This is a genomic window from Achromobacter sp. ISS7 (assembly GCF_056523125.1).
Window position 1 is genome coordinate 4686624 of the sequence record NZ_JAWRZD010000001.1, and the last position, 22220, is coordinate 4708843.

At 66.7% G+C, this 22220-nt stretch carries 21 protein-coding genes and 4 tRNA genes; 20 read left to right on the top strand and 5 right to left on the bottom strand.

Going from position 1 to position 22220, the window contains the following annotated elements; all coding sequences use genetic code 11:
* Nucleotides 1–31: 31 nt before the first annotated feature.
* Nucleotides 32–949, top strand: coding sequence for a ParB/RepB/Spo0J family partition protein (locus AC1HFW_RS21215; RefSeq protein ID WP_006389566.1), 918 nt, complete (start codon nt 32–34; stop codon nt 947–949).
* Complete coding sequence (locus AC1HFW_RS21220; protein ID WP_238891725.1) at nt 942–1946, top strand: asparaginase; 1005 nt, start codon at nt 942–944, stop codon at nt 1944–1946. The genes AC1HFW_RS21215 and AC1HFW_RS21220 overlap by 8 nt, the downstream gene beginning before the upstream one ends.
* Nucleotides 1947–1994: 48 nt before the next feature.
* Here AC1HFW_RS21220 and AC1HFW_RS21225 read toward each other — a convergent pair whose 3' ends face one another.
* A complete protein-coding gene (locus tag AC1HFW_RS21225) occupies nt 1995–2876 on the bottom strand; it encodes a LysR substrate-binding domain-containing protein (RefSeq protein WP_061072889.1) in 882 nt (293 codons plus the stop codon).
* A gap of 123 nt (nt 2877–2999) precedes the next feature.
* Here AC1HFW_RS21225 and AC1HFW_RS21230 point away from each other — a divergent pair, with 123 nt between their 5' ends.
* The 4 genes from AC1HFW_RS21230 to AC1HFW_RS21245 all read left to right on the top strand — a co-directional run bounded on the left by AC1HFW_RS21230 (nt 3000) and on the right by AC1HFW_RS21245 (nt 7570).
* Nucleotides 3000–3587 carry a cysteine dioxygenase family protein gene (locus tag AC1HFW_RS21230; RefSeq protein ID WP_479285156.1) on the top strand — a complete coding sequence of 196 codons (588 nt, stop codon included), beginning with the start codon at nt 3000–3002 and terminating at the stop codon, nt 3585–3587.
* Nucleotides 3588–3592: 5 nt separating this feature from the next.
* Nucleotides 3593–4804 (top strand): cystathionine beta-lyase, encoded by a 1212-nt coding sequence (gene metC, locus AC1HFW_RS21235; protein WP_479285157.1) that lies wholly within the window; start codon nt 3593–3595, stop codon nt 4802–4804.
* Between the two features lie 2 nt (nt 4805–4806).
* The gene (locus AC1HFW_RS21240) at nt 4807–6402 is read left to right on the top strand and encodes a rhodanese-like domain-containing protein (RefSeq protein WP_479285158.1); all 1596 of its coding nucleotides are present in this window, start codon (nt 4807–4809) and stop codon (nt 6400–6402) included.
* Nucleotides 6403–6568: 166 nt separating this feature from the next.
* Complete coding sequence (locus tag AC1HFW_RS21245; RefSeq protein ID WP_006392099.1) at nt 6569–7570, top strand: Bug family tripartite tricarboxylate transporter substrate binding protein; 1002 nt, start codon at nt 6569–6571, stop codon at nt 7568–7570.
* A gap of 1 nt (nt 7571) precedes the next feature.
* Here AC1HFW_RS21245 and AC1HFW_RS21250 read toward each other — a convergent pair whose 3' ends face one another.
* The 4 genes from AC1HFW_RS21250 to AC1HFW_RS21265 are packed head-to-tail and all read right to left on the bottom strand — an operon-like array spanning nt 7572 to nt 12140.
* Nucleotides 7572–8333: a DeoR/GlpR family DNA-binding transcription regulator gene (locus tag AC1HFW_RS21250; RefSeq protein WP_006392098.1), complete on the bottom strand. Its 762-nt coding sequence runs from the start codon at nt 8331–8333 to the stop codon at nt 7572–7574.
* A 17-nt stretch (nt 8334–8350) separates the two neighbouring features.
* Nucleotides 8351–10033, bottom strand: a complete 1683-nt coding sequence (locus AC1HFW_RS21255; protein WP_479285159.1) for an ABC transporter permease subunit — start codon at nt 10031–10033, stop codon at nt 8351–8353.
* Between the two features lie 37 nt (nt 10034–10070).
* Complete coding sequence (locus AC1HFW_RS21260; protein WP_006392096.1) at nt 10071–11078, bottom strand: ABC transporter ATP-binding protein; 1008 nt, start codon at nt 11076–11078, stop codon at nt 10071–10073.
* A 51-nt stretch (nt 11079–11129) separates the two neighbouring features.
* Complete coding sequence (locus AC1HFW_RS21265) at nt 11130–12140, bottom strand: ABC transporter substrate-binding protein (RefSeq protein ID WP_479285160.1); 1011 nt, start codon at nt 12138–12140, stop codon at nt 11130–11132.
* Between the two features lie 214 nt (nt 12141–12354).
* Between AC1HFW_RS21265 and hisN the strand changes: the two genes are divergently transcribed.
* The 14 genes from hisN to rplJ all read left to right on the top strand — a co-directional run bounded on the left by hisN (nt 12355) and on the right by rplJ (nt 22218).
* Entirely contained in the window at nt 12355–13161 is an 807-nt protein-coding gene (gene hisN / locus AC1HFW_RS21270; protein ID WP_006392094.1) for a histidinol-phosphatase, read from the top strand.
* A 64-nt stretch (nt 13162–13225) separates the two neighbouring features.
* Nucleotides 13226–14611: a glutamine synthetase family protein gene (locus AC1HFW_RS21275; protein WP_479285161.1), complete on the top strand. Its 1386-nt coding sequence runs from the start codon at nt 13226–13228 to the stop codon at nt 14609–14611.
* 43 nt (nt 14612–14654) lie between these two features.
* A complete protein-coding gene (locus tag AC1HFW_RS21280; RefSeq protein ID WP_479285162.1) occupies nt 14655–16046 on the top strand; it encodes an aldehyde dehydrogenase family protein in 1392 nt (463 codons plus the stop codon).
* An 18-nt stretch (nt 16047–16064) separates the two neighbouring features.
* Entirely contained in the window at nt 16065–17228 is a 1164-nt protein-coding gene (locus AC1HFW_RS21285) for an iron-containing alcohol dehydrogenase (RefSeq protein WP_479285163.1), read from the top strand.
* A 113-nt stretch (nt 17229–17341) separates the two neighbouring features.
* Nucleotides 17342–17428, top strand: a tRNA-Tyr gene (locus tag AC1HFW_RS21290).
* A gap of 150 nt (nt 17429–17578) precedes the next feature.
* A tRNA-Gly gene (locus AC1HFW_RS21295) sits at nt 17579–17652 on the top strand.
* A 12-nt stretch (nt 17653–17664) separates the two neighbouring features.
* A tRNA-Thr gene (locus tag AC1HFW_RS21300) sits at nt 17665–17739 on the top strand.
* Between the two features lie 68 nt (nt 17740–17807).
* Nucleotides 17808–18998, top strand: a complete 1191-nt coding sequence (tuf, locus tag AC1HFW_RS21305) for an elongation factor Tu (RefSeq protein WP_061072899.1) — start codon at nt 17808–17810, stop codon at nt 18996–18998.
* Between the two features lie 164 nt (nt 18999–19162).
* Nucleotides 19163–19238, top strand: a tRNA-Trp gene (locus AC1HFW_RS21310).
* 64 nt (nt 19239–19302) lie between these two features.
* Nucleotides 19303–19683, top strand: a complete 381-nt coding sequence (gene secE, locus AC1HFW_RS21315) for a preprotein translocase subunit SecE (RefSeq protein WP_006389585.1) — start codon at nt 19303–19305, stop codon at nt 19681–19683.
* A gap of 9 nt (nt 19684–19692) precedes the next feature.
* A complete protein-coding gene (gene nusG / locus AC1HFW_RS21320; protein WP_006389586.1) occupies nt 19693–20226 on the top strand; it encodes a transcription termination/antitermination protein NusG in 534 nt (177 codons plus the stop codon).
* A 61-nt stretch (nt 20227–20287) separates the two neighbouring features.
* Nucleotides 20288–20719 carry a 50S ribosomal protein L11 gene (rplK, locus tag AC1HFW_RS21325; protein ID WP_006389587.1) on the top strand — a complete coding sequence of 144 codons (432 nt, stop codon included), beginning with the start codon at nt 20288–20290 and terminating at the stop codon, nt 20717–20719.
* Nucleotides 20720–20721: 2 nt separating this feature from the next.
* On the top strand, nt 20722–21423 hold the full coding sequence (rplA, locus tag AC1HFW_RS21330) for a 50S ribosomal protein L1 (RefSeq protein ID WP_006392088.1): 702 nt from the start codon (nt 20722–20724) through the stop codon (nt 21421–21423).
* Nucleotides 21424–21693: 270 nt separating this feature from the next.
* A complete protein-coding gene (gene rplJ, locus AC1HFW_RS21335; protein WP_006392087.1) occupies nt 21694–22218 on the top strand; it encodes a 50S ribosomal protein L10 in 525 nt (174 codons plus the stop codon).
* The last annotated feature ends 2 nt before the right edge of the window (nt 22219–22220 follow it).

Here is a 22220-nt window from a genome sequence, read left to right on the forward strand (position 1 = left end):
TACCAAAAACAGAAGGAAAGAGGATTTAACTATGGCCACCAAGAAACCCAAGGGATTGGGTCGCGGACTTGACGCTTTGCTGGGCGCCGACGCGCCCGCCATCGACAATATCGGCAAGGCCCCGGCCAAGCCCGAGGGTCTGCCGTCCACCCTGCCTGTTTCGAAGATGCGGGCCGGCAAGTATCAGCCGCGCACCCGCATGGACGAGGGCGCGTTGGGCGAGCTGGCCGAGTCGATTCGCACACAAGGCATCATGCAACCCATTCTTGTGCGCGCGCTGGGCGATGCGCCCGGCCATTACGAAATCATCGCGGGCGAACGCCGTTTCCGCGCCGCGCAACTGGCCGGCCTGAAGGAAGTGCCGGTGCTGGTGCGCGAAGTCGCCGACGAAAACGCGGCCGTCATGGCGCTGATCGAGAACATCCAGCGCGAAGACCTGAACCCGCTGGAAGAGGCGCATGGCGTGCGCCGCCTGCTGGACGAATTCGGCCTGACCCACGAGCAGGCCGCCCAGGCCATCGGCCGCTCGCGCTCGGCCACCAGCAACCTGCTGCGCCTGTTGAACCTGGCTTCCGCGGTGCAGACCATGCTGCTGGCCGGCGACGTCGACATGGGCCATGCGCGCGCGCTGCTGGCGGTGGACGCCGCCACGCAGATCCAGCTGGCCAACCAGATCATCGCGCGCCGCCTGTCGGTGCGCGAAGCCGAAAAGCTGGTCGCCAAGACCGCCAAGGAAGCCGAGAGCGCCGCCTCGCCCAAGAAGAAGGCCAACGGCGTCTCGCGCGACCTGACGCGCCTGGAAGAGGCGCTGTCCGACCATCTGGGCACGCGCGTGGCGCTGAAGGTCGGCGCCAAGGAAAAGGGCCAGATCGTCATCGACTTCCATGGCTGGGAACACCTGAATTCGCTGCTCGAACGGCAGGGCCTGTCGGGAGTGGTCGATGCCTGAGCAGGCATTGCCGGTCGTCGCGGTCCTGGCCACCGGCGGCACCATCGCCGGCGCGCAGGCCGACGCCACGTCCGCCGGCTACAAGTCGGGCTCGTTCTCGGTGAGCGACCTGCTGGCGGCGGTGCCGCAGCTATCCGGCCTGGCCGACATCCGCGCCGAACAGGTCGCCAACGTCGGCAGCCAGAACATGACGCACGATGTCTGGCTTGCGCTGGCGCGCCGTGTCGATGCGCTGTGCGCCGATCCGTCGGTGGCCGGCATCGTCATCACGCATGGCACCGATACGCTTGAGGAAACCGCGTACTTCCTCAGCCTGGTGATCCAGCACGACAAACCGGTGGTGCTGGTGGGCGCGATGCGTCCGGCCACCGCGCTGGGCGCCGAAGGCCCGGCGAACCTGTACAACGCCGTGGCGCTGGCGCGCCACCCCGACGCGCGCGGCCGCGGGCCGCTGGTCGTCATGAACGAAGACGTGCACTACGCCCGCGAACTGCAGAAGATCGCCAGCGCCGGCATCAACGCCTTTGCCTCGCCCAATCGCGGCCGCGCCGGCGTGATGCATGGCGGCACGCCGTGCTTCTATTCGCGCAACACCACCACGCACACCACACAAAGCGAGTTTTCACTCGCATTGCTGGAAAAGGCCGGTTGGCCGCGCGTGGACATCGTTCATGCGCACGCCGACCTGCAAGGCGACGTCATCGAATTCATCGCGCGGCAGGCCGACGGCATCGTGCTGGCGGGCGTGGGTGACGGCAACGCCACCGACCTGGCCATCGACGCCCTGACCCGCGCGGCCGCCGACGGCGTCGCGGTGGTGCGATCCAGCCGCACCGGCAGCGGTTTCGTCGCGCGCGATGTCGAACTGGATGACGCGGTGCTGGGGTTCGTCGCAGCCGGCGACCTCAATCCGCAAAAGGCCCGCGTCCTGCTGATGCTGGCCTTGTGCGTCACGCGCGAACCCGCGGCGCTGCAGCGCTGCTTCGACCGCTACTGAGCGCCGCGCAGGGCGGCGCGCAACGGGCCCTTCCGTTGCACGCCGTCGTCACGGATTGGGCGGCGCGTCCGCGCCGTGCGCCAATCCCAGGCTGGTGCGCAGCATGTCGTAGACCTGCCGCGTCAGCGGATTGATCAGGTCGCGCCTTATCCACAGGAAGTACGTCACGTCCGGCAGGGGCGGCAGGCCTTCCTTTTCCCCCAGCACCCGCATTTCCGGCGCCAGCAGCTCGACGCTGCGCGCCGTCACGCCCAGGCCCGCGCGCAGCGCGGCCTTGATGCCGACCAGGTTGGGCGCCACGTAGTTGGTGTGCCAGCGCACCTGCGCCTGTTCCAGCGCGGTCAGCGCCAGGCGGCGGAAGATGCTGGGTTCGTCGGCCAGCACCAGCGGCACCGGCGCGTTGATGTCATGCACATAGTCGGCCGAGGCCAGCCACACGGTGGGCGAGGTGCGCAGCGCCACGCCCTCGAATTCCTGGTCGAAGCGGGTCGAGATGGTCAGGTCCAGTTCGCCGGCGCGCAACGCGTCCATCAGGAACGGGCTGCGATCGGTGCGGATCTCCAGTTTCACGCGCGGCGCCGAGCGCGCGATATGGGTCAGCAGGGTCGGCAGGATGGTGTCGGCCACGTCCAGCGGCGCGCCCAGCCGCAGATCGCCTTCCAGCGGCGCATCCTGCAGCGCGCGCAGCGCTTCATCGTTGATGGCCAGCATGTGGCGCGCATATTCGACCAGGCGCCGTCCATGCGTGGATAACGCCTTGTTGCGCCCCTGTTTCTCGAACAGCGGCAGGCCGATGGCCGCTTCCAGCCGCTGCATCTGCTGCGTCACCGCCGATTGGGTCTTGTGCAGCCGGTTGGCCGCTTCCGAAAACGTTTCGTAGCGCGCGATCGCGGTCAGCGTGCGCAGCAGGTCCAGATCGAGATTACGCATGGGAGCGGCGGGGCCGAAAGTATTAGGGATGCTTATGGAATATTAAGGCAATTTAAATTGTTGGCGCCCCGGTGCGGCGATACAGTGACTGCAATAACTCATGAAACAAGAGGGAAAGTCATTGTGAGCACCACGCACCCCCAGCAGCAGGGCATCGACAGCGCCATCGGAAATATTAAAAATACTTTAGGAAATAAGGGCCTGAACCGCGACAGCCTGAAGGTCGTGCTGGACGAGCTGATCGGCCTGGCCGGCCATGCCGACTGGTGGGCCCAGGACCGCTACCCGGCGCCGGAAGAGGGCGAGCGCCAGGCGCGCTACCTGATCGCCGAGGACGCCGACAAGAGCTACGCGCTCTACCTGAACGTGATGCGCCCGGGCAAGCAGATCGTGCCGCACAACCACACCACCTGGGCCTGTATCGCCGCCGTGGAAGGCGTGGAATACAACTACGTCTACGACCGCACCGACGATGGCTCGGTGCCGGGCGTGGGCCACCTGGAAAAGACCGGCACGGTGGTGGTGGGACCGGGCGCCGGCATCGCGCTGATGCCCGACGACATCCACGCCGTCGAGATCCAGGGCGACAGCGTCATCCGCCACCTGCACATGTACGGCCGCGCCCTCGAGACGTTGACCGAGCGCCTGGCCTTCGACCTGGCCGCCGGCACCTGCAAAGTCATGCAGATCGGCGTGCAGACCCGCCGCTGACCATCATGAACAAGCCCCTGCGGCCCGCGACGCGCCTGCTGCGCGCCGGGCGTCCCCATGCCGGCTGGGTCAACACCCCGGTCACGCGCGCCAGCACGTATGTGTTCGACAGTGTCGCGGCCTGGCGTGACACCCGCGCCCGCCGCGAACAGGAACGCCTGCCGTCGTATGGCGCGCGCGGCACCGACAGTACGCACGCGCTGGAAGACGCGCTGGTCGAGCTGGAGCAGGGCCATCGCGCGCAGTTGTATCCCACGGGGCAGGCCGCCATCGCCGTCGTGCTGCTGGCCTATCTGCGCGCCGGCGACCACGTGCTGGTGACCGACGCGGTCTATGAACCGGTGCGCCGCTTCTGCGCCGAGCACCTGGCGCGGCTGGGCATCGAATTCACGTTTTATCCGCCGGACGGTGCCGGCCTGGCGCAGCTGCTGCGTCCCAACACGCGCATGATCTATGCCGAGTCGCCCGGCTCGCTGACCTACGAAATGCCGGACCTGCGGCAGCTGGCCGACCTGGCGCGGCGCCACGATTGCTGGCTGGCTGTGGATAACACCTGGGCGTCGGGATTGCTGTGCCAGCCGCTGGCGCTGGGCGCGGATATCTCGATCCTCGCCGCCACCAAGTACCTGGGCGGCCACGCCGACGTGATGATGGGCGCGGTCGTGACCAATGCCCGCGCCTGGCGCGCGCTGGAACGCGCCAGCATCGACTTCGGCCAGACCGTCGGCGCCGACGACGCCTACCTTGTGCTGCGCGGCATGCGTTCGCTGCCGCTGCGCATGGCACAGCACGCCCGCAGCGCCCTGCGCGTGGCGCAGTGGCTGCAGGGCAGGGCGGAGGTGGCGCGCGTGCTGTGCCCGGCCCTGCCCGACGATCCCGCGCATGCGGTCTGGCGGCGCGAATGCTCGGGCGCCAACGGCCTGCTGACGCTGGAGTTCGCCGCCGGCATCGCTGACGCCGACATGGAACGCGCCATCGACGCGCTGCGCCTGTTCGGCATTGGCGCCTCGTGGGGCGGCTTCGAAAGCCTGGTGATTCCCGTCAATCTGGCCAAGGCGCGATCCCTGCCCGTCGCCCTGCATGGCGCCATGCTGCGCCTGCATATCGGGCTGGAGGATCCGGACGACCTGATCGCCGACCTCGAACAGGCATTCGGCCAATTGCGGCCTGCCCAGAAGGCCCTGAACTCCCATTCCCCCGATTCCCTGCGGATTTAACGATGCATTCCCATTCCGACCTGAAACTGGCCGATATCGACTCGCACACCCTCAAGGGCTGGCTGCATGACGGCGGCGAGATTGCGCTGCTGGACGTGCGCGAGCATGGCCAGTACGGCGAGTCCCACCTGTTCTATGCGGCGCCCGTGCCGTTCAGCCGGCTCGAGGCCGACATCGCGCGCCTGGCGCCGCGCCGCGACGTGCGCGTAGTGGTCTACGACGAAGGCGGCGATGACAACGTCGCCACGCGTGCGGCGACGGCCTTGCGCGCGCTGGGCTACACGCGGGTCTATCGCCTCGCCGGCGGCATCGCGCAATGGCAGCGTGATGGCTACGCCGCCTTCGCTGGCGTCAATGTGCCGAGCAAGACTTTCGGCGAACTGGCCGAGGAAGTTTTCCACACCCCGCGCATCAGCGCCGCCGAACTGGCCGAACGCCAGCGCCGCGGCGATGACCTGATCGTGCTGGACGGCAGGCCCTACAGCGAATACCAGAAGATGAGCATTCCCGGCGGCGTCTGCTGCCCGAACGGCGAGCTGGCGCTGCGCGCCCACACGCTGGCGCGCGACCCCAACACCACCATCGTGATCAATTGCGCCGGCCGCACGCGCAGCATCATCGGCGCGCAGACACTCATCAACCTGGGCGTGCCCAATCCGGTCTATGCGCTGGAGAACGGCACCCAGGGCTGGTACCTGGCGGACTTCAAGCTGGACCACGGCGCCAGCCGCCGCTACGACGACGCCGTTGCGCCGGCGGACCTGCCCGACCTGGCGCAGCGCTCGGCCGGCCTGGCCCGTCGTCACGGCGTGCCAGAGGTGGATGCCGCGCAGGTGCGCGCCTGGCTGAACGATGCCAGCCGCAGCACTTTCCTGTGCGACGTGCGCAGCGCCGAGGAATTCGCGCGCGGCTCGCTGCCCGGCGCGCAGCACACGCCTGGCGGCCAGCTGGTGCAGGCCACCGACCAATACCTGGCGGTGCGCGGCGCGCGCATCGTGGTGTTCGATGGCGAAGGCGTGCGCGCGCCGGTGGTGGCCAGCTGGCTGCGCCAGATGGGGTGGGACGCGAGCGTGCTGCAGGAAGGCGTGGCCGCCGATCTGCAAGCGCCCGCCGCCCCGGTGGCGGAGCCGGCGTTGCCGGTGCTCGACGACGCGGCGCTGGCCGCCGCGCTGGCGCAAGGCGCGCAGCTGCTCGACATCCGTTCCAGCATGCGCTATCGCGCGCAGCACATCGACGGCGCGCGCTGGTCGGTGCGGCCGCGCTTCGCCGACCTGGCGCTGGAACCCGCGCGTCCGCTGGTGCTGCTGGCCGAAGAACGCGCGGTGGCCGCGTGGGCCGCGGCGGACCTGCGCGCGCTCGGCGTGCGCGACGTCCAGGCCAACCTGGGCACGCCCGCGGGCTGGTCGGCGTCCGGCCTGGCGCTGGTGTCGACGCCAGCCGAACCGGCCGATGCCGATTGCATCGACTACCTGTTTTTCGTGCACGACCGTCACGACGGCAACAAGGCCGCGGCGCGTCAATACCTCGCCTGGGAAACCAACCTGGTCAAGCAGATCGACGCGCGCGAGCGCGCCGCGTACCGCTTCCCGGTCGGGTGACCGCCGGGACTGAATGACCCTCGCGGCCGCCACGGCGGCCGCGCGCAACGCTTCATCCGATCAGCACGCCCCGGCGCTTTCGCCGGCGGGGCGCGGACGGTTCATGGCGAACCGAAATGCAATGGACGGCCGAGCATCCGGCCGCCAACCACAAGGGGAAATACCGATGAACAAGCTCAACCTGCAGCATGCCTGCAAGACCGCCGCGGCCCTGGCCTGCCTGGCTTGGGGGATGAATGCCCACGCCCAGGCGCCGGCGCCACTGGCCGATTATCCGAAGCAGGCGATCACCGTGGTGTCGCCGTTCCCGCCCGGGGGCGGCAATGATGGCGTGGCGCGTCTGATCGCGCAGGAACTGGGCACGCTCATCGGCCAGAGCGTGGTGGTGGAAAATCGTTCCGGCGCGGGCGGCAACGTCGGCACCTCGCAGGTTTCGCGCGCCAAGCCCGACGGCTACACGCTGGTGATGTCGCAGACCAGCGTCATGGCGGTCAACCCGCGCCTGTACAAGAACGTGGGCTTCGATCCGCTCAAGGACTTCGTGCCGATCTCGCAGATCACCTCGGCGCCGCTGGTGCTGGTGGCGCGCAGCGAAAGCGCCTACAAATCGCTCGGCGACTACCTGGAGGCCGCGCGCAAGCAGCCGGGCGTCATCACCTACGCCACGCCCGGCAACGGCACCATGAGCCACCTGATGGGGGCGCTGCTGTCGCAGAAGGCCAACGTGAAGCTGGTGCACGTGCCGTACCGCGGCGCCGCGCCCGCCATCACCGACCTGATGGGCGGCACGGTCGACATGCTGATCACGTCGCCGGCTTCGGCCGAGCCGATGGTGGCGGCCGGCAAGCTGCGCATCCTGGCGCTCAGCCATGAGAACGGCATCGGCATCTTCAAGGGCGCGCCCACGCTCGGGCAGTCCGGCATGGACGGCATCACGGCCGACGACTGGTATGGCCTGTTCGCGCCGGCCGGCACGCCGCCCGAACGCGTCGCCTATCTGGCCCAGGCGGTGGCGCAGGCGATGAAGTCGCCCAACGTCATCGCCAAGATCCAGGCCGGCGGCAGCCAGCCCGTGGGCAGCGCGCCCGACGCCTTCGGCAAGCGGTTGCAGCAGGACACCGCGTACTGGGCCGACATGGTCAAGGTCGCCGGCGTCTCGGTGGATTGAACTACACCACCAGCAGCTTGCCCACGGCGGCCTTCACGGCTGCATAGGCGGGCTGCTTCTGCGCGTTGCTGTTGGTCACCAGGTGATCGATGCGGTTCACCTCGCAGTACGACACCCGGCTGCACAGGCCGATCTTGCTGAAGTCGGCCAGCAGGATGCGCTGCTTGGCGTTGGCCGCCATGGCGCGCGCCACCTCGGCCTCGCGCAGGTCGTAGCTGGTGGCGCCGCACTCGGCGTCCACGCCCACCGGCGACAGCAGCGCCACGTCGGCGCGGTAGCGGTGGATCTCGGAGATGGTGATGTCGCCGGCGGTGGCGCAGACCGGCCCGCCGACCGAGCCGCCGAGCATGAGCAGTTCGTTGGCGCCGCTGCCTGCGGCGCCGACCTTGAGCGCCACGTCGAACGAATTGGTGATGATGGTCAGGCCGCTCAGCTTGGCCAGTTCGTCGGCCAGCATGCTGGTGGTGCTGCCGGCGTCCAGGAACAGCGTCTGGCCGCTGCTGACCAGGCCGGCGGCGGCGCGGGCGATGGCGCGCTTGTACTTGACGCGGGTGTGCACGCGCTCGGTGATCGGCGGTTCGCTGTGCACCGGCACCGCGCCGCCATGCACGCGGCGCAGCTCGCCCATCGCTTCCAGCTCCAGCAGATCGCGCCGGACGGTCTCCCGCGATACCCCCAGTTCGCCGACGATACGGTCGGTCGATACCTGCTGCAGGGAAGACAGCAGGGCGCGGATTCTCTGATACCGCTCTTCTTGCCACATATCGGATGCTTCCTAATCTATTTGCGGCGGCGCGCCGGCAGCGCGATCAACGCGCGCATCGCCAGCAGCGAGCCGCCCACGACCAGCATGATAAGCGTCGAATAGGCCGCCGCCTGCGAGACGAACCCCGCTTCGTCCAGCCGCAGTACGGAAACCGGCGCGACGCTGACCGACGGCGTGACCAGGAAGATCACCGCCGACAGCGTCACCATGGAACGCATGAAGAGGAAAAAGAACACGCCCAGCACCGTCGCGGCGATCTGCGGTAGCACCGCGTCGCGCAGCACCTGCAAGGTGCCGCCGCCCAGGCAGCTCACCGCTTCCTCCAGCGCCTGCGGCACGGCGCGCATGCCGGTCATCATCGTCAGGAAGCCCTGCGTGTGATAGTGGTAGAAGTTGCACAGCGCGATCAGCGCGGCGCTGCCGTACAGCGCGTAGAGCGGCGTGGCGGGCGAGTTGAACGCGAAGATGTACGACAGCCCCAGCACCAGCCCCGGCACGCCGACCGGCAGCACCGACACCAGGTACACCAGCTTGGCCCAGGCGCGCGGGATGCGGCACACGCCGAAGGTCAGGAAGAACAGCAGCAGCACGCCGCCGGCCGCGGCCGCCAGCGACAGGTACAGCGAGGTCCACAGCGGCGCATAGCCGCCGCTGACCGTGATGTCGTAATGCTTCAAGGTCCACTCCATGCGGTATGGCCACAACCGCATGAAGCTGGCGAACACCACCGTGCCCACCGTCACCACGATGGTGCTGGCGCACAGCAGCACGCCGGCCGTGAACGCCAGGTCGCGGCCGCGCGCCGGTTGCGGCGTGACCCGCAGCCCGCTGGGCGAGGCGGCGCCGAACTGGCGCTGCGACGCCACCCGTTCGATCTGCACCGAGATCAGCGACGGCAGCAGCAGCAGGATGCCGACCACCGAGCCCATGCCGAAGTTCATCTGCCCCGACACCTGGCTGTAGATCTCCGTGGCCAGCACGCGGTAGTTGCCGCCGATCACCGCGGCGTTGCCGAAGTCGGTGATGGTGATGACGAACACCACGAACGCCGCGCTCAGCAGGCCGAACTTGCAGTTGGGCAGCGTGATGTCGAAGAACTGGCGCGGGCTCGACGCGCCCATCACTTCGGCCGCGTCGTAGTAGCGCGCATCGGTATTGCGCAGCGCCGCCTGCAGGATCAGCACGGCCTGGGGCAGGGCATAGAACACGTTCGAGATCAGCAGGCCCCAGAAGCCGTAGATGTCGAACTCCCAGCCGGTCCAGCGATGCACCAGGCCGTTGCGCCCGAGGATGAAGATCAGCCCCAGGCCCTGCACCAGCGATGGCGCCAGCAGCGGCAGCACCAGCGCAAGCTTGACCAGCGCCTTGCCGCGCATGCGGCTGCGGTCCAGTCCGAAGGCAATGGCAAAGCCCAGCAGCAGGCTGACGGCGGTGGTGGCCGCGCTCATCGTCAGGCTGTTGGCGGTGGCGGTCAGGATGCCGCGGGTGGCGAACACCTCGGCGTAATTGCCCAGGCCGATGCCGCCGTCCTTTTCCACCAGGCTGCGCCAGCCGACCGTGGCCAGCGGATACAGGAAGAACAGCGCCAGGCCCGCCATCGGGATGCCGACGCAGGTCCACAGCAGCAGGCGGTCCAGGGAGGCCGGCGCGCGGTGGGCGCGAGGCGAGGTGGCGGCGCCGATACGAACCGTGTTCATGCCATGGCTCCCGCGCGTGCCGGCGTGGCGGACGCAGTCATACGCGGACCCAGGCGCATTGTTCCGGCGCCATGTCCAGGCGCACCGGCGCGCCTTGCGACAACCCCGCCGCGCCCTGCTGTTCGACCAGCAGCTCGCGGCCCTGCCACGCCACCCGCACGCGCGTCAGGTTGCCCATGAAGGTCATTTCGCGCACCCGGCCCGGCCCGCGTTCATCGGCGGCGATGCGCAGGCTTTCCGGCCGCAGGCAGGCCTCGAAACGCTCGCTGGCGCCATCGGGCCGCGTGGCCAGCAGCGCCGGCATGGCCTCGCGCACCCAGTCGGTCGGCAGCAGGTTGCTCAGGCCGACGAAGTTGGCGACGAAGCGCGTGCGCGGTCGCAGGTACAGGTCGGACGGCGATCCCACCTGCTCGACGCGGCCATCGTTCATGCACACGATCTTGTCGGCCAGCGTCAGCGCTTCCTCCTGGTCGTGCGTCACCATGATGGTCGGGATCTGCAGGCGGCGCTGCACGTCGTGGATCTCGGCGCGCATGTCGGTGCGCACGCGCGCATCCAGCGCCGACAGCGGTTCGTCCAGCAGGATCAGCGCGGGGTCCACCGCCAGCGCCCGCGCCAGTGCCACGCGCTGCTGCTGGCCGCCGGACAGCTGATGGGGATAACGCTGTGCATAATCCGGCAGCTTGATCAGCGCCAGCAATTCCCGCACCCGCGCGTCGATGCGCTCGCGGCTCTCGCCGCGGATGCGCAGGCCGTAGCCGACGTTCTCGGCCACGGTCATGTTGGGAAACAGCGAATACGACTGGAACACGATGCCGAAGCCGCGCTTGCGCGCCGGTAGCGCCGACAGGTCGCGTCCGCCCAGCGTGATGGTGCCGCTGTCGAATGGCAACAGCCCGGCGACGATGCGCAGCAGGGTCGTCTTGCCGCAGCCGCTGGGGCCCAGCAGGCAGACGAATTCGTGTTCGCCGACGGACAGGTCGATGCCTTCCAGCGCCACCGCGCCGTCGAAGGTCTTGCGGATCCCGCGCAATTCCAGGTACATGGCCGCTCCAGGCGGTGGCGTGGCGGCCGGGGGCGCCGGCCGCGCGCGCCGTCAGCGTTTGATGGTGTCCTGCCAGGTCTTGATGGTAGCGTCGCGTTCCGCCGCCGATTTCTGGAAGTCCACCGGGTACAGCACGGTGGTCAGGTCTTTGGGCAAGCCCGCGGCCTCGGCCGCCTTGTTGGGGGCGGCGCCGGGAATCGTCACCAGTTCCTTGTACTTGCTGTAGAGCCCGCCGGCCTGCGCCGACAGGGTCCAGTCCAGGAAGCGCTTGGCGTCCGCGGGATTCTTGGCGGTCTTCATCAGGCCCGAGGCCTCGAGTTCGTAGCCGACCCATTTCGACGGGATCACCATCTTCACGGGAAAGCCTTCCTCGATCGACTGCATCGCCGGGAACGCGAACGACACGCCGATCGCATACTCGCCGGCGCGCGCCATCTTGCAGGGGCGCGACCCCGATGGCGTGTACTGCGCCACGTTCTTGTCCAGGTCCTTGAGCAGCGCCCAGCCTTTCTCGGCGCCCAGGCCCTGCAGCAGCGCGACGATCTGCAGATAACCGGTGCCGGATGCCGCCGGACTGGGGATGACGATCTCGCCCTTGTAGACCGGCTTGGCCAGGTCTTCCCACGAGGTCGGCATCGGCAGGTTCTTGGACTTGAGCCGGTCGGTGTTGACACAGAACGCGGCCACGTAGCCGGTGGCGGCGAACCACTTGTTGTCGGCGGCCTTGTATTGCGCGGGCAGGGCGTCGATGCCCTTGGCCGCATACGGTTCCAGCAGTTTCTGCAGGCGCGGATCCAGCATGTTGCTGACCGCGAAGCCCCAGATCACGTCCTGCTGCGGATTGCCGGCCTCGGCGATCAGGCGCGCGCCCAGGTCGCCGGTGGACAGCCGCAGCACGTTCACCTTCACGTCCGGCAGGGCGGCGTTGGCGGCCTTCAGGTAGGCGGCGATCTCGTCTTCCTCCAGCGCCGTGTAGACGGTGATGGCGCCGGCGTGGACGGCCTGGGCAAAACCTAGGGAAATTACTGCAACCACGAGACCAAGCTTCTTCTTACATTGCATGATGGAACTCCGGAAAGGAATACACGGCAACGGCGATGAGCTGCTTTTCTGCGGACGGCGACCTGCGGGCGGGGCGGTAGGGTTGCGCGAGGAAACGTTGCGTTTCCCGGGTTGCGTTTTTAGGTATATTTGCAAATTTGTGGCAACGTGTCTAGACTGGAAAAACCCGAATCGCATGGGTCTTTCAGCGCCGCGCCACGCCTCGGAGCTCGTCATGCAAACTTCGCCGCCGCTCAATGCGCAGCAATTGGCCGCGTTTTCCTCGTTCGCCCAGACGCTGGCGGACCAGGTCCGGCCCTTGTCGCGCCAGTGGTTCCGCCACCCCCTGATGGTGGAAACCAAAGCGGATGAAAGTCCCGTCACCCGTGCCGACCGCGAGGTCGAGGCGGCGCTGCGCGAAGCCATCGCCCGCCAGTATCCCGACCACGGCATCTTTGGCGAGGAATACGGCGCCAGCCATGCGGAGGCCGAGTGGGTGTGGTCGCTCGATCCCATCGACGGCACCCGGGCCTTCATCTCCGGCAATCCCCTGTGGGGCACGCTGCTGGGCCTGCTGCACCGCGGCCGCCCGGTGCTGGGCCTGATCGACATTCCCATGATGGCCGAGCGCTGGCTCGGCGTCGCCGGTTCGCCCGCGCGCCTGAATGGCGAGCCCTGCCGCGCGCGCCAGTGCACCGAACTGGACCAGGCGATTCTCTACGCCACCTCGCCCGACATCTTCGAAGGCGCCGACCTGGGCGCGTTCGACGCGCTGGCGCGCTCGGTGCGCATGCGCCGCTATGGCGGCGATTGCTACAGCTATGGCCTGCTGGCCAGCGGCCATGTCGACCTGGTGGTCGAGGCCGGCCTGCAGCCGTATGACTATCTGGCGCTGATGCCCGTGATCGAAGGCGCGGGCGGCGTCATTACCGATTGGTCGGGGCAGCCGTTAGGCCTCGCGTCGCAGGGCCGCGTGATCGCGGCCGCCACGCCGCAACTGCATCGCGAGGCGATGCGGGTGCTGGGGGCGGCCGTGACCTGAAACACCGCGCCCCGCGACCCCGCACGTCAACGCAACGCTTCAGCCACGACAAGGTGAACGAGCCATGCATGCACTAGGGGTAGCAACGGTGGAAGACGCGGAGCGGCTGGTCCAGGCCAGCACGCTCTCGCATATCAAGATTGGCCTGTCCGACGTCGATGGCGTCATGCTGGGCAAGTACGTCAGGCGCGACAAGTTCCTGGCCGCGCTGCGCGGCGGGCTGGCGTTCTGCGACGTGGTGTTCGGCTGGGACCTGGACGACCAGCTCTACGACAACACCAAGTACACCGGCTGGCACACGGCCTATCCCGACGCCAAGCTGCGCATCGTGCCCAGCACCTGCCGCCGGCTGCCGCTGGAGCAGGGGCCAGGCGGCGAGGACATGCTGCTGTTCCTGGCCGAGTTCGAAGGGCCCGCGGCCGACATCTGCCCGCGCCGCCTGTTGCACCGCACGCTGGACCGCGCCGCCGGCATGGGCTTCGAGGTCTACGCCGCGCTCGAATACGAGTTCTTCATGTTCCGCGAAACGCCGCACTCGGTGCGCGCCAAGCACTACCGCGACATGGAGAACTGGACCCCCGGCAACTTCGGCTACTCGGTGCTGCGCAGCACCGTGCAGGGCGATTTCTATCGCAAGCTGCTCGACATGTGCGAACGCATGGACATGCCGATCGAAGGCCTGCATACCGAGACCGGTCCCGGCGTGCTGGAAGCGGCCATCGCCGTCGACCAGGCCGCCGCCGCGGGCGACAAGGCCTTCCTCTTCAAGACCTTCACCAAGGCGCTGGCGCAGCAGAACGGCCTGATGGCCACCTTCATGGCGAAGTGGTCGCACGATCATCCGGGCCAGAGCGGCCACATCCACCTGTCGCTGCGCGACCGCACCAGCGGCCGCTCGGCGTTCTACGACGAGTCGCGCCCGCATGGCATGAGCGCGACGCAGACCGCCTTCATGGCCGGCGTGCAGCGCTACCTGCCCGAATTCATGGCGCTGTACGCGCAGACCATCAACAGCTATTCGCGCCTGGTGCCGGGCTACTGGGCGCCGCTGGACGCCACCTGGGGCATGGAGAACCGCACCACCGCGCTACGCCTGATTCCCGGCAGCGACAAATCGCAGCGCGTCGAAGTGCGCATCGGCTCGGCCGACGCCAATCCGTACCTGGCGCTGTCCGCCGCGCTGGCGTCGGGCTTGTATGGCATCGAGCAGGGCCTCGAACCCGAGCCGATGGTGCAGGGCAACGCCTACACGCAGCAGTTCCCCGAACACCTGCGCCTGCCCACGACGTTGTGGGAAGCGGCGCAGCGCCTGCGGCAGTCGGAGGCCGCGCGCGAGCTGTTCGGCGCTGCCTTCGTCGAGCACTACGCCGCCACGCGCGAATGGGAAGAACGCCAGTTCCGCCGCCACGTCACCGACTGGGAATTGGCGCGCTACTTCGAGATCATCTGAACACCGCCGCTTCACCCTTCCACCACGCATGCACAGGGTCGCCATGACGCAGGAACTCATCACCATCAGTCCCATCGACGGCCGCGAAGTCGTGCGCCGCCCCTATGCCAGCGAGGCGCAGGTCGCGCAGGCGCTGGCCGACGCGCAGGCCGCGCAGGGCGCCTGGCACGCGCTCGGCATCGAGCAGCGCGGCCGCATCCTGTCCGATGCGGTAGCGCGCTTCGTCTCGGGCAAGGCCGAGATCGCGCGCGCCATCACGATCCAGATGGGCCGCCCCTTGCGCTACACGCCCGGCGAAGTGGACGGCTTCGAAGCGCGCGCGCGCCACATGATCGGCATCGCCGCCGAGGCGCTGGCGCCGATCCAGGTGCCGGAGATCGCGGGCTTCACCCGCTTCATCAGCCGCGAGCCGATCGGCGTGGCGCTCACCATCGCGCCGTGGAACTATCCGCTGCTGACGGCGGTGAACAGCATCGTGCCGGCACTGATGGCCGGCAACACCGTCATGCTCAAGCACTCCGACCAGACTCCGCTGTGCGCCGAGCTCATCGGCCGCGCCTTCAGCGAAGCCGGCGTGCCGCATGGCGTGTTCCAGTACCTGCACGCGAACCACGACATCGCGCAGCGCCTGATCCGCGCGCCCGAAATCGGCTACGTGTCCTTCACCGGTTCCGTGCGCGGCGGCCAGAGCGTGGAACAGGCCGCCGCCGGCCGCTTCATCGGCGTGGGCCTGGAGCTGGGCGGCAACGATCCCGCGTACGTGCGCGCCGACGCCAACCTGGCGCACGCGGTCGAGACGCTGGTGGACGGCGCCTTCTTCAATTCCGGCCAGTCCTGCTGCGGCATCCAGCGCATCTACGTGGCGCGCGAGCGCTACCAGGACTTCATCGACCGCGCCGCGGCCCTGACCCGCGAATATGTGCTGGGCGATCCCCTGCAGCCAGACACCACGCTGGGTCCGGTGGTGCGCACACGCGCCGCCGACGAGGTGCGCGAGGTCATCGCCGAAGCCGAATCGCGCGGCGCCCGCAACCTGGTCGAGGCGGCGCGTTTCGACGCCGCGCGTGCCGGCACGCCGTACGTGGCGCCGGCGCTGCTGACGCAGGTGGATCACCGCATGCGCGTGATGAACGACGAGTGCTTCGGCCCCGTGGTCGGCGTGATGCCGGTCGACAGCGACGAAGAGGCCGTGGCCTTGATGAACGACAGTCCCTACGGCCTGACCGCCGCCGTCTTCACGCAGGACGAGGAGGCCGCATTGCATCTCGGCCGCCAGCTGCGCACCGGCACCGTCTTCATGAACCGTTGCGACTACCTCGACCCCGCGCTGGCGTGGACCGGCGTCAAGCACACCGGCCGCGGCGTTTCGCTATCGCGCGTCGGCTACGAACAGCTCACCCAAGCCAAATCCTTCCATCTGCGCCGCAACGTCTGAGCGCGACCAGGAGCCGACATGACCGTCCCCAGCGTCAACTGGAACTATCCCACCGCCATCAAGGCGGGCCCCGGCCGCATCAAGGAATTGCCCGACTGGTGCCGCGAACTCGGCATGGCGCGGCCGCTGCTGGTCACCGATCCCGGCCTGGCCGCGTTGCCCATGATTGCCGAGGCGGTACGCGGCTGCCGCCAGGCCGGACTCGAATGCGGTTTGTTCCACGAAGTGAAGGGCAACCCCACCGGCAGGAACGTGGACGATGGCGTGGCGCGCTATCGCGAAGGCCGCCACGACGGCGTCATCGCGTTCGGCGGCGGCTCGGCGCTGGACGCGGCCAAGGCCATCGCGCTGATGGCCGGCCAGAAGCGTCCGTTGTGGGACTTCGAAGACGTGGGCGACAACTACTTGCGCGTGAACGTGGCCGGCATGGCGCCGGTGGTGGCGGTGCCGACCACCGCGGGCACCGGTTCGGAAGTGGGGCGCGCCTCGGTCATCACCGACGAGGCGGCGCAGGTCAAGCGCATCATCTTCCATGCGCGCATGCTGCCCGCCATCGTCATCCTCGATCCCGAACTCACCGTCGGCCTGCCGCCGCGCATCACCGCCGCCACCGGCATGGATGCGCTGTCGCACAACCTCGAGGCCTACTGTTCGCCGTTCTTCCATCCGATGGCCGCCGGCATCGCGCTGGAAGGCATGCGCATGATCAAGGAGTACCTGCCGCAGGCCGTGGCCGACGGCGCCGACCTGCAGGCGCGCCAGCAGATGCTGGTGGCCTCCAGCATGGGCGCCACCGCGTTCCAGCGCGGACTGGGCGCGATGCATGCGCTGGCGCACCCGCTGGGGGCGCTGTACGACGCCCACCACGGCATGCTCAACGCCATCCTCATGCCCTACGTGCTCAAGGCCAACCAGCACGCGGTCGCACCGCGGCTGCAGGCGCTGGCGCGTTACCTGGCCTTGGCGGACGACAGCCCGGGCGCGGTGCTCGACTGGGTGCTGGCGCTGCGAGAGACCGTCGGCATCCCGCACACCCTGGCCGACATCGGCATTGACGACGCCGAGGCGGAGCGGGTGGGGCGCATGGCAAGCGAGGATCCGTCGGGCGGCACCAACCCCGTCGCCTACACGCCGGAGCAGTACGCTGAACTTTTTCGTGCAGCCGTTCGCGGAATCTTGTAAGCTTCGCCCCCTCTGCGCGGAAACGCGGCAGGAAGAACAAAAGATTTGAATATTTTTCGTCCCAGGCGTTTGACAGCGGATTTGAAAGTGTTCATAATCTCAAGTTCTCCGCTGGAGGGGTGCCCGAGTGGTTAAAGGGGGCAGACTGTAAATCTGTTGGCCTTGCGCCTACGTTGGTTCGAATCCAACCTCCTCCACCAGAGACCCAAACCTGAATCCAGGCGATGTTTGCCTGGATTTTAAAATGTAGGCCTAGGGAACTGAGCGGCCTTCGCAACGAAGGTGGTAAGTTCTCCGGGCCTTGATTTTGAAAGTCTGGGAAAGAGTAGTGAGGTGGTGAAAGGACAGCCGCGGGTGTAGCTCAATGGTAGAGCAGAAGCCTTCCAAGCTTACGACGAGGGTTCGATTCCCTTCACCCGCTCCAAGCAGTACACATGCCCATGTGGCTCAGTGGTAGAGCACTCCCTTGGTAAGGGAGAGGTCGCGCGTTCGATCCGCGCCATGGGCACCACAAATTCCAAAGTCTTATCTTCAGTCAGCAGCTTCAGTCAAAAGCGCAATCCAGGTCAGGAGTCAGCCATGGCAAAAGGCAAGTTTGAACGTACCAAGCCGCACGTGAACGTGGGTACGATTGGTCACGTTGACCACGGCAAAACGACGTTGACGGCGGCCATCACGACCGTTCTGTCGACCAAGTTCGGCGGCGAAGCCAAGGGCTACGACCAGATCGACGCGGCTCCTGAAGAAAAGGCACGCGGCATCACGATCAACACGGCTCACGTCGAGTACGAAACGGAATCGCGCCACTACGCGCACGTTGACTGCCCGGGCCACGCTGACTACGTCAAGAACATGATCACGGGCGCCGCCCAGATGGACGGCGCGATCCTGGTCGTGTCGGCCGCTGACGGCCCGATGCCGCAAACGCGCGAACACATCCTGCTGAGCCGCCAGGTTGGCGTGCCGTACATCATCGTCTTCCTGAACAAGGCCGACATGGTTGACGACGCCGAGCTGCTGGAGCTGGTGGAAATGGAAGTTCGCGAACTTCTGTCGAAGTACGACTTCCCGGGCGATGACACCCCGATCGTCAAGGGTTCGGCCAAGCTGGCGCTGGAAGGCGACAAGGGCGAACTGGGCGAGCAAGCGATCCTGTCGCTGGCCCAAGCCCTGGACACCTACATCCCGACGCCCGAGCGTGCCGTTGACGGCGCGTTCCTGATGCCGGTTGAAGACGTGTTCTCGATCTCGGGTCGCGGCACCGTGGTGACCGGCCGTATCGAACGCGGCATCATCAAGGTCGGCGAAGAAATCGAAATCGTCGGTATCGTCCCGACGGTCAAGACGACCTGCACCGGCGTGGAAATGTTCCGCAAGCTGCTGGACCAAGGTCAAGCCGGCGACAACGTGGGCATCCTGCTGCGCGGCACCAAGCGTGAAGACGTCCAGCGCGGCCAGGTTCTGGCCAAGCCGGGCTCGATCACCCCGCACACGGACTTCACGTCCGAGGTGTACATCCTGTCCAAGGAAGAAGGCGGCCGCCACACCCCGTTCTTCAACGGCTACCGTCCCCAGTTCTACTTCCGCACGACGGACGTGACGGGCACGATCGACCTGCCGGCCGACAAGGAAATGGTTCTGCCGGGCGACAACGTGACGATGACCGTCAAGCTGCTGGCCCCGATCGCCATGGAAGAAGGTCTGCGTTTCGCCATCCGTGAAGGCGGTCGTACCGTCGGCGCCGGCGTCGTCGCCAAGATCCTGAAGTAAGCAATACCCGGATGGGTAGAGTGGGCTCTCAAGCCCCTCTATCCATCTTTGCTGTAAAAGTAGTATGATGTATGGTTCCGCAAGCCGCTACGCATGGTAGTGGCTAGATAGATGAAGCGGAACGATGAAAGTGCAGTGCACGTGAGTGCGAATGTGAGTGTTTTAGGGGCATAGCTCAATTGGCAGAGCGTCGGTCTCCAAAACCGAAGGTTGTAGGTTCGATTCCTACTGCCCCTGCCACCGCCAGGATAAACCCGCGGGAGATCATCGCGAGTTACGCATTCACGGCGGCTCGCGTCGCAATATGTCTAATACCAGCGTAGAAACCGTAACCAGTACCGCCGACCGGGTCAAGCTCGGGCTGGCGGTTCTTGTCGTTATTGCTGGCATCGTCGGGTTTTCCGTGCTCAGCGCACAACCGATGCCTGCTCGTATCGGCGTCTTTGTCGGCGGCCTCGTGATCGCGGCCGTGATCGCCTGGTTCAGCGAACCGGGTCGTCGCACGCTGAGCTTTGCCAGCGAGTCCTACAACGAAGTCAAGCGTGTCTCGTGGCCCACCCGCAAGGAAACGACCCAGATGACGGGCATCGTTTTCGCGTTCGTGGCGGTCATGGGCATTTTCATGTGGGTGCTCGACAAGGGCATCGAATGGATTCTCTACGGCCTGCTGCTGGGCTGGAAATAAGGACGGCGAATGAGTAAGCGTTGGTATGTCGTCCATGTGTACTCCGGCATGGAAAAAAGCGTACACAAGGCCCTGAACGAGCGCATCGAGCGCGCGGGCCTGCAAACGTCTTTCGGCCGCATTCTTGTGCCCTCCGAGGAAGTCGTCGAGGTCAAGGGTGGCCAGAAGTCGATCACCGAGCGCCGCATTTTCCCCGGTTACGTCCTGGTTGAAATGGACCTGACCGACGAAACGTGGCACCTGGTCAAGAACACCAACCGCGTCACCGGCTTTTTGGGTGGCTCGGGCAATCGTCCGACCCCGATTTCCGAAAAGGAAGTCGAAAAGATCCTCTCCCAGATGGAAGAGGGCGTCGAGAAACCCCGCCCCAAGATCCTGTTCGAAGTGGGCGAGATGGTTCGGGTCAAGGAAGGTCCGTTTGCGGACTTCAACGGCAACGTCGAAGAAGTCAACTACGAAAAGAGCAAGGTTCGCGTGTCTGTCACGATTTTCGGTCGTGCCACCCCCGTCGAACTGGATTTCAGCCAGGTCGAAAAGACCTGATTTCAACCCCCGGGGAGCCCTGGCCGCGCGCTAGGGCGATATAACCCGCAAGGAGCAAAGCATGGCGAAGAAGATCGTCGGCTTTATCAAGCTGCAAGTGCCGGCTGGTAAGGCTAACCCCTCCCCCCCGATTGGCCCGGCCCTGGGTCAGCGTGGCCTGAACATCATGGAATTCTGCAAGGCGTTCAACGCCAAGACCCAAGGCATGGAGCCTGGTCTGCCGATTCCGGTGGTGATCACCGCTTTCGCCGACAAGAGCTTCACCTTCATCATGAAGACCCCGCCCGCGACGGTCCTCATCAAGAAGGCCGCCGGCGTGCAAAAGGGTTCGTCCAAGCCGCATACCGACAAGGTCGGCACGCTGACCCGCGCGCAAGCTGAAGAAATCGCCAAGGCCAAGGGCCCCGATCTGACCGCCGCTGATCTGGACGCCGCCGTCCGCACGATCGCTGGCAGCGCCCGCAGCATGGGCATCACGGTTGAGGGGATCTAATCATGGCAAAACTGAGCAAGCGCGCCGCCGCCATTGCGCAAAAGATCGACCGCACCAAGCTGTACCCGGTCGCCGAAGCCCTGACCCTGGTCAAGGAAACCGCTGTCGCCAAGTTCAACGAATCGATTGACGTGGCCGTGCAGCTGGGCATCGACCCGAAGAAGTCGGACCAACTGGTCCGCGGCTCGGTCGTGCTGCCCGCCGGTACCGGCAAGTCGGTCCGCGTCGCCGTGTTCGCCCAAGGCGACAAGGCTGAAGCCGCCAAGGCCGCTGGCGCCGACATCGTCGGCCTGGACGACCTGGCTGACCAGATCAAGGCCGGTCAAATGGACTTCGACGTGGTCATCGCCTCGCCCGACACGATGCGTGTCGTCGGCGCCCTGGGTCAGATCCTGGGCCCGCGTGGCCTGATGCCGAACCCGAAGGTCGGCACCGTGACCCCCGACGTCGCCACCGCCGTCAAGAACGCCAAGGCCGGTCAGGTTCAGTACCGTACCGACAAGGCCGGCATCATCCACGCCACGATCGGCCGCGCGTCGTTCGGCGTGGAACAGCTGCAAACCAACCTGGCCGCTCTGGTCGACGCCCTGCAAAAGGCTCGTCCCGCCGCTGCCAAGGGCATTTACCTGCGCAAGCTGGCCGTTTCGTCCACGATGGGCGGCGGTGCGCGCGTGGAAATTGCCTCGCTGTCGGCTTCCAACTAAGCCAACAGCTGTAAACGTACTTTGGGCCGCATCCGGATTCCTCCGGATGCTGCTGTCAAAGACCGCTGGAGCAGGTCGGCGCGAAGGTTCTCCTTCCGCTGGAAGCAGTACCCCCGCTGCCCCGCTTAATCCCGAAGCTCGCACAGTTCGGATCCAGCGTAGACGGCGTCCCCAGGAAGATTTCTTTATATGAAGAACTCGACCAGGCGCCGCATTCGGTTGACGTGCAAGGCTTCGGCCCCAAGCGTCTTTTGATGGAGTGTTCAAACCGTGAGTCTCAATCGTCAAGAGAAAGCGGTGGTAATCGAGGAAGTCTCGGCCGAAGTGGCCAAGGCGCAATCGATTGTTATCGCCGAGTACCGTGGTCTGGACGTCGCCTCTGTCACCGTACTGCGCAAAACTGCGCGTGAATCGGGCGTGTATCTGCGTGTTCTGAAGAACTCGCTGGCCCGTCGTGCTGTTGCCGGCACGGCTTTCGAGCCGTTGGCTGAGCAACTGACCGGTCCGCTGATCTATGGCATCAGCACTGATCCGGTTTCGGCGGCCAAGGTCCTCGCAGGTTTCGCGAAAAGCAACGACAAGCTGGTCATCAAGGCGGGCGCTCTGCCCAACAGCCTGCTGAACCAAGACGGCGTGAAGGCCCTGGCCACCATGCCCTCGCGCGAAGAGTTGCTGTCGAAACTGCTGGGCACCATGCAAGCCCCCATCGCGCAATTCGTGCGTACGCTCAACGAAGTTCCGACCAAGTTCGCCCGTGGCCTCGCCGCCGTGCGCGACCAGAAGGCCGCGGCTTAATC